The sequence below is a fragment of the Streptomyces sp. NPDC030183 genome, from assembly GCF_055573455.1.
The window spans coordinates 20,012-29,070 of sequence record NZ_JBVIBK010000049.1; the positions used below are offsets into that span (position 1 = coordinate 20,012).

At 73.2% G+C, this 9,059-nt stretch carries 8 protein-coding genes; 2 read left to right on the forward strand and 6 right to left on the reverse strand.

All coding sequences use genetic code 11. From position 1 onward, the window contains the following. Positions 1-80: 80 nt before the first annotated feature. The 4 genes from ACZ4Z2_RS36010 to ACZ4Z2_RS36025 form a co-directional block, all read right to left on the reverse strand. Positions 81-686 carry a response regulator transcription factor gene (locus ACZ4Z2_RS36010; RefSeq protein WP_468081875.1) on the reverse strand — a complete coding sequence of 202 codons (606 nt, stop codon included), beginning with the start codon at positions 684-686 and terminating at the stop codon, positions 81-83. A 110-nt stretch (positions 687-796) separates the two neighbouring features. Further along, positions 797-1,846 carry a ScbA/BarX family gamma-butyrolactone biosynthesis protein gene (locus ACZ4Z2_RS36015; RefSeq protein ID WP_468081877.1) on the reverse strand — a complete coding sequence of 350 codons (1,050 nt, stop codon included), beginning with the start codon at positions 1,844-1,846 and terminating at the stop codon, positions 797-799. 53 nt (positions 1,847-1,899) lie between these two features. Then, entirely contained in the window at positions 1,900-3,549 is a 1,650-nt protein-coding gene (locus ACZ4Z2_RS36020; protein WP_468081878.1) for an FAD-dependent monooxygenase, read from the reverse strand. Then, positions 3,546-4,292, reverse strand: a complete 747-nt coding sequence (locus tag ACZ4Z2_RS36025) for an HAD family hydrolase (RefSeq protein ID WP_468081879.1) — start codon at positions 4,290-4,292, stop codon at positions 3,546-3,548. Before ACZ4Z2_RS36025 ends, ACZ4Z2_RS36020 begins: the two co-directional genes overlap by 4 nt. On the opposite strand from ACZ4Z2_RS36025, the gene ACZ4Z2_RS36030 reads away from it, so the two are divergent. Beyond that, positions 4,282-4,488 (forward strand): hypothetical protein, encoded by a 207-nt coding sequence (locus tag ACZ4Z2_RS36030; RefSeq protein WP_468081880.1) that lies wholly within the window; start codon positions 4,282-4,284, stop codon positions 4,486-4,488. The genes ACZ4Z2_RS36025 and ACZ4Z2_RS36030 overlap by 11 nt on opposite strands. A gap of 478 nt (positions 4,489-4,966) precedes the next feature. On the opposite strand, the gene ACZ4Z2_RS36035 is transcribed toward ACZ4Z2_RS36030, so the two are convergent. Together ACZ4Z2_RS36035 and ACZ4Z2_RS36040 are read right to left on the reverse strand one after the other, a co-directional pair. Beyond that, positions 4,967-7,387: an MMPL family transporter gene (locus tag ACZ4Z2_RS36035; RefSeq protein WP_468081881.1), complete on the reverse strand. Its 2,421-nt coding sequence runs from the start codon at positions 7,385-7,387 to the stop codon at positions 4,967-4,969. Between the two features lie 71 nt (positions 7,388-7,458). Then, positions 7,459-8,490, reverse strand: a complete 1,032-nt coding sequence (locus ACZ4Z2_RS36040) for an SMP-30/gluconolactonase/LRE family protein (RefSeq protein WP_468081883.1) — start codon at positions 8,488-8,490, stop codon at positions 7,459-7,461. Positions 8,491-8,876: 386 nt separating this feature from the next. Between ACZ4Z2_RS36040 and ACZ4Z2_RS36045 the strand changes: the two genes are divergently transcribed. Then, the coding region (locus tag ACZ4Z2_RS36045; protein WP_468081884.1) for a hypothetical protein at positions 8,877-9,059 on the forward strand (183 nt) is incomplete at its 3' end.

The following is a 9,059-nucleotide window of genomic DNA, read 5'->3' on the forward strand; positions in this document are numbered from 1 at the left end:
GGGGAACGGGCGGAGGCCCAGGAGCGGCCGGGGGCCGCGGGCCGGGCGGGTGTGTCGTGACCCGTCCGGTCCGCGGTCTCTCACAGCCAGCCGTTCTCCCTGGCGAGCCGGATAGCGTCGACGCGGTTGCGCGCGTTGAGCTTGGTGACGACCGTCGTCAGGTAGTTGCGCACGGTACCCACGGACAGGAACAGCAGGCGCGCGATGTCCGCGGCCTCCGCCCCGTCCGCGGCCAGCCGCAGCACCTCCGTCTCCCGGGGGGTCAGCGGGTTCTCACCGTTGTCCAGGGCCGCCAGGGCCAGCTGGGGGTCGATCACCCGCTTCCCCGCCGCGACGTCCCGGACCGCGTCGGCCAGCCGGTCCGGCGGTGCGTCCTTGAGGAGGAAACCGCCCACCTGGGCCGCCAGCGCCTTGCGGAGCGTGCCCGGCCTGCCGAGGCTGGTCAGGATCAACGTGCGGCAGGAGGGCAGCTGTTGGGCGAGTTGCGCCGCGGCGCTCAGGCCGTCGAGGCCGGGCAGGTCGACATCGATGATGGCGACATCCGGCTGGTGCTCCAGGGCCGTGGAGAGGATCCGGTCCCCCCGCTCGACCTCGGCCACGACCGTGAGGTCCCCCTCCAGGGCCAGCAGGGCCACCAGCGCTCCCCGCACCATGTGCATGTCCTCGGCGAGCAGGATGCGTATCAAGGTGCTCCCCCCGTGGGACCGAGAAGGTCACGCCGGCCCGTTTGACGAGGACACTACTTGACAGAGGGTGGCCGTAAAAGATCAGAGAGCGATTTCCTTTAGACTTCACCTTATTCGTGGGGCCACTGCGCCACCTCGATCCGCATGGCGGTCGTGACGGTGCTTTCCTGCACGGCCTCCACCTCCACCGGGATGGTGAAGGTGCCCAGTTCCTCGTCGGAGCGGAACCCGCCGACCGTCGCCCGAAGACTGGTGATCCGGTCCAGTTCGGCGTAGTCCGTGAAGTCGGTTTCTATGGAGGCGACCGACAGGCTGCACGGGTCGAGTCCGTGCAGCCGGGCCACGGAGGCCACCGCCAGCTGACGCGCGGCCTCCATCTGCAGATGGCCCGGCACATGGTCCAGCGGGTGGTCGAACACATGCGGGTGGCTGGTGTCCACCACCAACTGGCACGAGAAACGGCCCTGTTCGGCGTCCGCTACGGGCTCGGTGACGAACACGTTCCGCGCGTCGCGGCGCCCCACGGCGCCCGGCTCGGCCGCCGTGAAGCGCGGCAGCAGGAAACCGGGGTGGTCCGGCAGCTGCCGCCTGCTGCGCATGGCCTGGTAGGCGGTCCTGGGCAGGATCAGCAGCCCGCCCTCCCCGTGCATCGCGGGCCGTCCGTCGACCTCGACGTCCCCGGTGAAGTTGAACCCCTGGACCCGGCCCGCCCGGTTGCGCCGGGTCCGCACGTCGACGTCGACACGCAGATCGGCCGGGCGCCGGCCGATGCGCAGCGGTTCGAACGCCGTGACCCGGAGTCTGAGGTCGCGGAAGATGAACGCCGAGCCCAGCTCCACCCCCAAATGGCGGTGGGCGATCAGCACCCCGGCCTGCCGCACCACCTCCACCAGCAGCGTGAAGTCGTACGAGGGGGACGCCTCCCCGATCAGATGGCCGCGCGGCAGCTGGGCGGCGACGGCGAAGGCGTCCTCCCCCGTCTCGGCCGAGTCGGTGACGAAGACCTCGGCAATCGAGGCCCGGTGGACCAGGGTGCGGGGAACGGTCGCGTCGTAGCTCAGCTCCACCTTGGCGGCCGCGGTGGCGGACGTGGCGGACTTGGGGGCGGCCGCGGTGGCGGACGCGGGGGCGGCCGCGGTGGCGGACGTGGACATGCTCATGGTCGGTCCTTCCAGGGAAGTACTCGGTGTCGCGATCGGTTTGCCGGGCCCGGTCAGGGCCTCAGGGACGGTGCCGGGGCCGTGAGGGGCGCGCGGGACGGCAGCCGGGCGAGGAGCGCGTCCAGGCCGGCCGGGGCGGAGCGTGCCGCGACGACCCCGTCCGGCCGCACATACGCGATCCACGGGGACCCGGCCGTGCCGAGCGTCTGCCCCTGCTCCCGGGCGACGGCCAACACGCCCTCGACATCCGGGACTTGTCCGTCAGAGGCGCCCTGGGGCTGGATCCACAGCACCTCGGCGGTGTCGCCGGCGCCCCGCTCCCGCACCGCCTCGGCGGCCCGCGCGGCCGTCTCCCCGGCCGCCCCGGCGCCGTACACCAGCAGCGTGTGCCGTCCGGCCGCCAGGTGGTCGTGCAGCGACGTCGCCGCCGTGCCCCGCACCGGGATCAGCGACGCGTCGGGGGACCGCCGGCCGGGCCTCAGCGTGCGCGGCGCGCCGGCCACGGAGTCGGCCGCGGTCACCGCCGGGCTCCCTGAGTGGTCAAGGTCGAGCTGGGCGAGCAGCGGGATCGCCTTGCGCTCCAGCAGTCCGGTGGCGGACAGCGTCCGCATGACGGTGTCCCGCAGGAACCGGGCCGCCGGACGGCGCAGCAGCCACATCCGGGTCTGCTGGTCGCCGTTCGCGACCGCCCGCACGGACGCGGGGCGGCGTTCGGCCTCGTAGCTGTCGAGCAGGGCCGGGTCGCCGCCGCGCACCACGGTGGCCAGCTTCCAGCCCACGTCGTAGCCGTCCTGGACACCGGTGTTGAGGCCCTGTCCGCCGGCGGGGGAATGGGCGTGGGCGGCGTCCCCGGCCAGCAGCACGGGGCCCTCGCGGAAACGGGCGGCCAGCCTGGCCTGCACCTGGAATCTGCTGGTCCACCAGGTGCCCCGCATACGCAGCCCCCCGGGGCCCCGCTCGTCGAGGAACCGCTGGAGGAGCTCCTGCGACGGGGGGCCGGTCCGCCCGTCGGGCTCGATGTCGAGGAAGACACGGTGGGCGTCCGCCTGGGGGACGATCAGCAGGAGCCCGTCGGGAGTGATGTGGTACTGCGCCTCCGCCTCGGGCGCGGCGCCTTCCAGGTGGCCGTCTCCCATCAGGAACGTACGGGCGAAGGTGCGGCCCTCGAAGGGGATACCGACGCTTTCACGCACCAGGCTGCGGGTCCCGTCGGCGGCGACCAGCCACGGCACCGTCACGGTCTCCTCCCTGCCGCCCGCCGAGCTCAGGGTCACGGTCGCCGAATCCGCGGAGCCGCCGCGGTTGACGGTCACCGCCGTGGCCTCGGTCCCCCACTCGACGGATCCGCCGAGCTCCGTCAGCCGGGCGTGCAGGGCCTGTTCGGTGACGGGCTGCGGCACGCAGAGAGGGCCGGGGAACGCCGTGCCCTTCAGTCCGCCGAACCGCACATGGGCGATGCGCCTGCCCTTCGACCAGTACGACGCCCCGGTCAGGGGCAGGGCCGCCCCGGCGATCTTCTCGGCGACACCGAGGCGGTCCAGGCACTCCAGCGCGCCGCTCCACAGGGTCAGCCCCTTCGGGGCCGTACCGGGGCCCGGCCGCCGGTCGACGACACGGCAGGGCACACCGTGGTCCAGGAGCACGCAGGCGGCGGTGAGACCGGTGGGCCCGGCTCCGACCACCAGGATCGGCTCGGTCGTCATCGGGCACCTCCCGTGGCTCCGGCGGTCACGGCCACCGGGCGGTGGAGCAGGGCCGAGATCTCGCGGACGGCGCTGTCGGTGTCGGCGAACCGCACGGCGCGCATGCCGAGTTCGACGGCGGCCCGGCAGTTCTCCTCGGTGTCGTCGACGAAGAGGCACCGCCCTGGCGGGGTACCGAGCCGTTCGAACAGGATCCGGTAGAGGGCCGGGTCCGGCTTGCGTACGCCCTCCCGGTGCGAGTCCACCACGACGTCGAAGAGTTCGTCGACGGGCAGCTGGGCCCGCCACAGCGGTTCCCACTCGCGGACGTTGTTGGTCAGCAGTGCGAGCCGGTAGCCGTCGCGGCGCAGGGCGCGCAGGAAGGCCAGGAAGGGCTCATTGGGGCGCCGGCCCCGGAACCACAGCTCACCGAAGCTCTGCCCGTCCGCGAGGATCCGGCCCGCCCCTTCGGGGAGTTCGGCGAGAATCCGGTCCACCATCTGCCGCTCGGTGATCGTGCCGGTCTCCAGGGCGGCCATCGGGGTCTCCCCGTGGCGCTCCGTCGCCGCCAGGAACGCCTGGGCCAGGTCACCCGCGTCGATACCGGCGAGTTCGGCGAAGGCGGCGAAGGTCTCCACGAGCGGGTTCGTGAGCACTCCTCCGTAGTCGACGACGACCGTGTCGACCGCCATGGCGCGCTCCTCGCCCACCGCGACGCGGCGTACGGGCCGGGCCTGCGGCCCGTGCTGAGGTGTGGATGTCATCGGGCTGTTCCCCCTTGCTCTGGTTGACCTGGGCGATCTGGTTGCTCTGGTTGACCTGGGCGATCTCAGTGATCTCGGTGATCTCGGTGATCTGGTCGATCTGCTCGATCTGCTCGATCTGCTCGATCTGGTTGATCTGGTTGATCTGGGCGATCCGCTGGGCGGGGATCCGAGGGGTAGGAGCCGGCGCGGGTGAACCGGGCTGGGGCGGTGGGGCGGGTAGGGCGGGTGGGGCGGGTGAACGGGGCCTGTCGGCCGTCCGGTCGTCGGTCGGCTGGTCGTCGGCCGGCTGGTCGTCGGCCGGCTGGTCGACGGCCGGCTGGTCGACGGCCGGCTGGTCGACGGCCGGCTGGTCGACGGCCAGTCCGGGCGTCATGTCCTTCGGCGAGCCCAGCCGTTCGGGGCGCCGGGCCGTTCGGCGAGCCCGGCCGTTCGGGGCGTTCGGCGCGTCGGGCCGTTCGGGAGGGCCCGGCCGGTGCCGGCGGCCCTCGGTCGAGGCGGAGGGCCTCGCGGCGCGTTGCCGCGGCGTCCGCCCGACGCGTTGCCCGGACGCTAACGACGATCGCTTGCGCCCCGCCAAAGAGGTGCGGGAGGACCCGTCGAGGTCCTCCCGCACCTTGTTTCCCGCGTATTCACGTCATCGCGCGGCCGCGCGGCCGTGTGGCCGACGCGCCTCAGCCGGACTGTTTCCCGGCTGCCGCGCCGGCCCGTTCCCGCTCCTGCGTCACCGGCGCCGGCGTGTCCGCCGCGGGTGACGGGACGGCGGCGTCCGGCGTCTGCGACGAGTCCGACGCGGGCGACGTGTCCGACGCGGGCGGCGTCTCCGACGCGGCCGGTGCCGGTGCCGCCGGGGCCGGGCCGCCCTCACGGATGCCGAACCGCGCGTGCAGTCGGCGTAGCGGCCCGGGTGCCCACCAGGTCGCCCGGCCGGTCAGCGAGAGCATCGCGGGCACGAGGAGCGAGCGGATCACCATGGCGTCCATGAGGATGGCGAGGGCGACGCCCAGGCCGAGCATCTTCGTGTTGGTGATCCGGGAGGTGCCGATGGCCACCATGACGACCGACAGGACGAGTGCGGCCGCCGTGATGACGCCGCCGGTGCCGCGGATCCCCTCCACCACCGCCGCCCTGTGGTCGTGTACGCGCTCCTGCTCCTCCTTGATCCGGGCAAGCAGGAACACCCCGTAGTCCATGGAGAGTCCGAAGGCCAGGCAGAACATCAGCACCGGCAGCGACGTCTCGATGCTGCCGGTCGGTGTGAAGCCCAGCACCCCGGACAGGTGCCCGTCCTGGAAGACCCACACGATGGCCCCGAGCATCGCGGTCAGGCTCAGCGCGTTGAGCAGCACCGCCTGGACCGGCACCAGCACACTGCCGGTGAGCAGGAACACCAGGACCAGCGTGGCGAGCACGATGATGCCGACGGCCCACGGCAGACCGCGCCCGATGGCGGCCTGGCTGTCGACCATCGCCGCGGTCGTCCCGGAGGTGTACGTCGGGAAGCCCGCGTCCACCGCCCGTACGTCCCGCACGAGTTCCTTGCCCTCGTCGGAGACGGCCTCCACACCGGGCACCACCGTCAGGTAGGAGACGTCGCCCGCGGTGCGGCCGGGCTGCTCCGGCCCGGACGCCCGGCCGTCGGTGTAGCGGCCGGTGGCCGCGTCCACCCGCAGCACCCCGGGCAGCCGGGACAACTGCTCGGCGTAGCGGTCCAGTTCAGCGGTGGGCGCGCGCCGGGTGACCACCTCGACCACTCCGGTGGGGCTGCCCGCGAACCGGTCCCTGATGTCTTCCTGCACGACCCGGGACTCCGCGGACCTGGGCAGCTGACGGTAGTCGGCGGTGCCGAAGTCCGCGTTCAGGAAGGGCAGGCCGAGCAGCAGCAGGACGGCGAGGGTGCCGGTGGCCACGAGGGGCGCGCGGCGCATGACCCACCGGGCCAGCCGGGCCCACCCGGCACCGTCCTCGGCGGGCCGCCGTCGTGCGGCGGAACGGCGCCGGACGAGCTTGCGCATGTCCAGGGAGTCGATCCGCCGGCCCAGTACCGCCAGCAGTGCCGGCAGCACCACGAGGGCCGCGGCCGCCGCGAGCACCACCACGCTGATCCCCGCGTAGGCGAGGGACCTCAGGAAGTACATCGGGAAGACCAGCATCGCGGCGAGCGAGACGGCGACCGTCGCCGCCGAGAACAGCACGGTCCGCCCGGCGGTGTTGAGGGTGACGGCGAGCGCACCGGGCACGTCCCGGCCGTTCGCCAGCTCCTCGCGGTAGCGGCGCACGATGAGCAGCGCGTAGTCGATGGCGAGGCCCAGGCCGAGGGCGGTGGTGAGGTTGGTGGCGAAGACGGAGACGTCGGTGAAGGAGGTGAGGACCCGCAGGACCGCGTTGGTACCGAGGATCGCGATCACCCCGATGCCGACCGGGAGCAGCGCGGCGACCGCGCTGCCGAACACCACGATGAGGATGAGCAGCGTGATCGGCAGGGCGATGGCCTCGGCGAGCAGGAGGTCCTCACGGATGAAGGTCTGCTGCTCGTGCTGGACGGCGACGCTCCCGCCGATCCGGACGGTGAGATCCCCTTGCCGCCCGTCGAAGTGCCCGGCTATGCGGCTCTCCAGAGTACGGTCGGCCACCAGGTCGTCGCCGGTGAGGCGGGCCACCACGAGGGCCTCGCGGCCGTCCTTGGAACGCAGTGCCTCGGAGCCGGTGTCCCAGTAGGAGGTGACGCCGGTGACGCCCTTCTCGTCGGCGAGCCGGGCGGCGAGTTCCCGTCCCTGGCGCGCCGCCTCGGCGTCGTCGACCCCGCCGTCGGCCCGGGCCAGCAGGACGAGGTTGGGGCGGGCGCCGGGGAACTCCCGTTCCAGGACGTCCGCGGCGTACGAGGACTCGGAGGAGGGGTCCTCGACGCCTCCGCTGCCCCCGCTGCGGAGCCGGTCGGCGACGCCGCTGCCGAGGACGACGGCACCGGCCAGCAGGACCACGGTGAGGACGAGCAGCAGCCGGGACCGGCGGACGGCCAGCCGGGCGAGCGCGGTGAACGTGCCCCGGGGCGGGGCGGTTTCGGGGGGCGGGGCAGGTGTGGTGGCGGGGGACATGGGGGCTCCCGGAGGTCGGGGTGGGTGAGGTGCGGGCCGGGCCGTGCGCCCGGGGACGCCGACCGGTGTCGTCAGCGGCGGCGCAGGTGGAACTGGCCGGGCGTGGTGGAGGGGACGCCGGCCAGGACCTCGCGAAGCCCTCCGCTGACGACGTAGTCGCCGTACGGGGTCACGGCGACGGTCGAGGGGTCCTCGATCGGCCAGGTCTGGTCCTGCGTCGTGCGCGCGGTACGCCAGTTGTCGGTGGAGCGCAGCACCACGACCGCGTCCCGGCCGGGCTGTCCGCTGGACAGCGACAGGTCGTTGGCGACGACGACCAGCGAGCCGTCGGGTCGCAGCGCCATGCCGTCGATGGAGGTCGGCGCACGGTCCAGCCGAACCGGGCTGACGACCGGTCGCGCCGACAGGGGGCGGTCGACGCGGAACAGCTGTCCGCCGTCGTACTTGCCGACGAGAAGGAATCCGGCGGGGTGGTGGACGATCCCGTTCGGGCCCGTGTGGTCGGTGAGGAAGCGGTCGTCGCGGATGACCCGCAGGACCTTGCCGTCGCGGCTCACCGCGGTCACCGTGTCGGCCCCACTGTCGGTGACGAAGACGGCACCGCACGAGTCGACGGCCAGGTCGTTGGTGCGCGGGTGGGATTCCCCGGCGGAGGTGTCGACCAGATGCTGCACGGCTCCGGTGGCCAGGTCGAAGAAACCGACCCCGGACACCGGGGGCAGCGAGGGGTCGACCATGCCCAGCAGCCGCAGGTAGTAGTCGGTGTAGGCGGCCAGGACGCGGCGGCGGGGCGCGTCCACCTCGACGCCGAGGACCGACGCACGGGCGAACGGGGCCACCAGCGGGGTCACGGAGCCGTCGGCCCGGACCACCGAGATGGTGCCCTGCGCGCTGGACCCCACGAGGAACGCCTTCCTCGTGGGGTCCCAGGCGACGCCCTCCGGGTACAGGCCGGGGGCGGTGACGCTGAGGGTGCGCGGCAGCGGGCAGCGGGCGGATTTCGCGAACGCCGGCAGCGGGGTGGCGGCGAGCGCCCCGCCCAGGGAGGCGGCGGTGGCGAGTCTGAGCAGCGTGCGGCGGGAGGCCGGGGATGACACGTCCATGGTGTGCTCCTGGGAAAGGGGAAAAGGGTGGCGAGGTAACGGCAAGTGGGCTGGACCGATGCGTGGTCGCGCGGGCCGGGTCGTGGGGTGGCGCACCTGATGCCCCGCTGGGGGAGGCGCCGCGTCCGGCTGTCCAGCGGACGTGGGAAAGGGTCGCGAGCCGCTCTGGAGAACCACTGAACCTGCGCTGAACCGGCCACGGGCGGACGGATACGGCCCTCAGGTCCCGTGGGGCGCTTTGGCCCGGCGCAAGGCGGGCTGCCTAACGTCCCGGCCAGCCAGGTCCCGTCGGCACGTCACCGACGTCCGGGACGCCGGGGAGACGCCGACGGAATCCGGCCCACGCAGCGGCGCCGGACAGCGGAAAGCCAGAGGAGACGAGTCGCGTGACGGTAGACACCGTGGACATCGAAGAGGCCGAGCCGATGCCGGCCGTGATCCGCGCCAAGGAGGTGCACCGTCTGGACCGGGTGGTCATCCGGTTCGCGGGTGATTCGGGTGACGGTATGCAGCTCACCGGTGACCGTTTCACCTCCGAGACCGCCTCGTTCGGCAACGACCTGTCCACC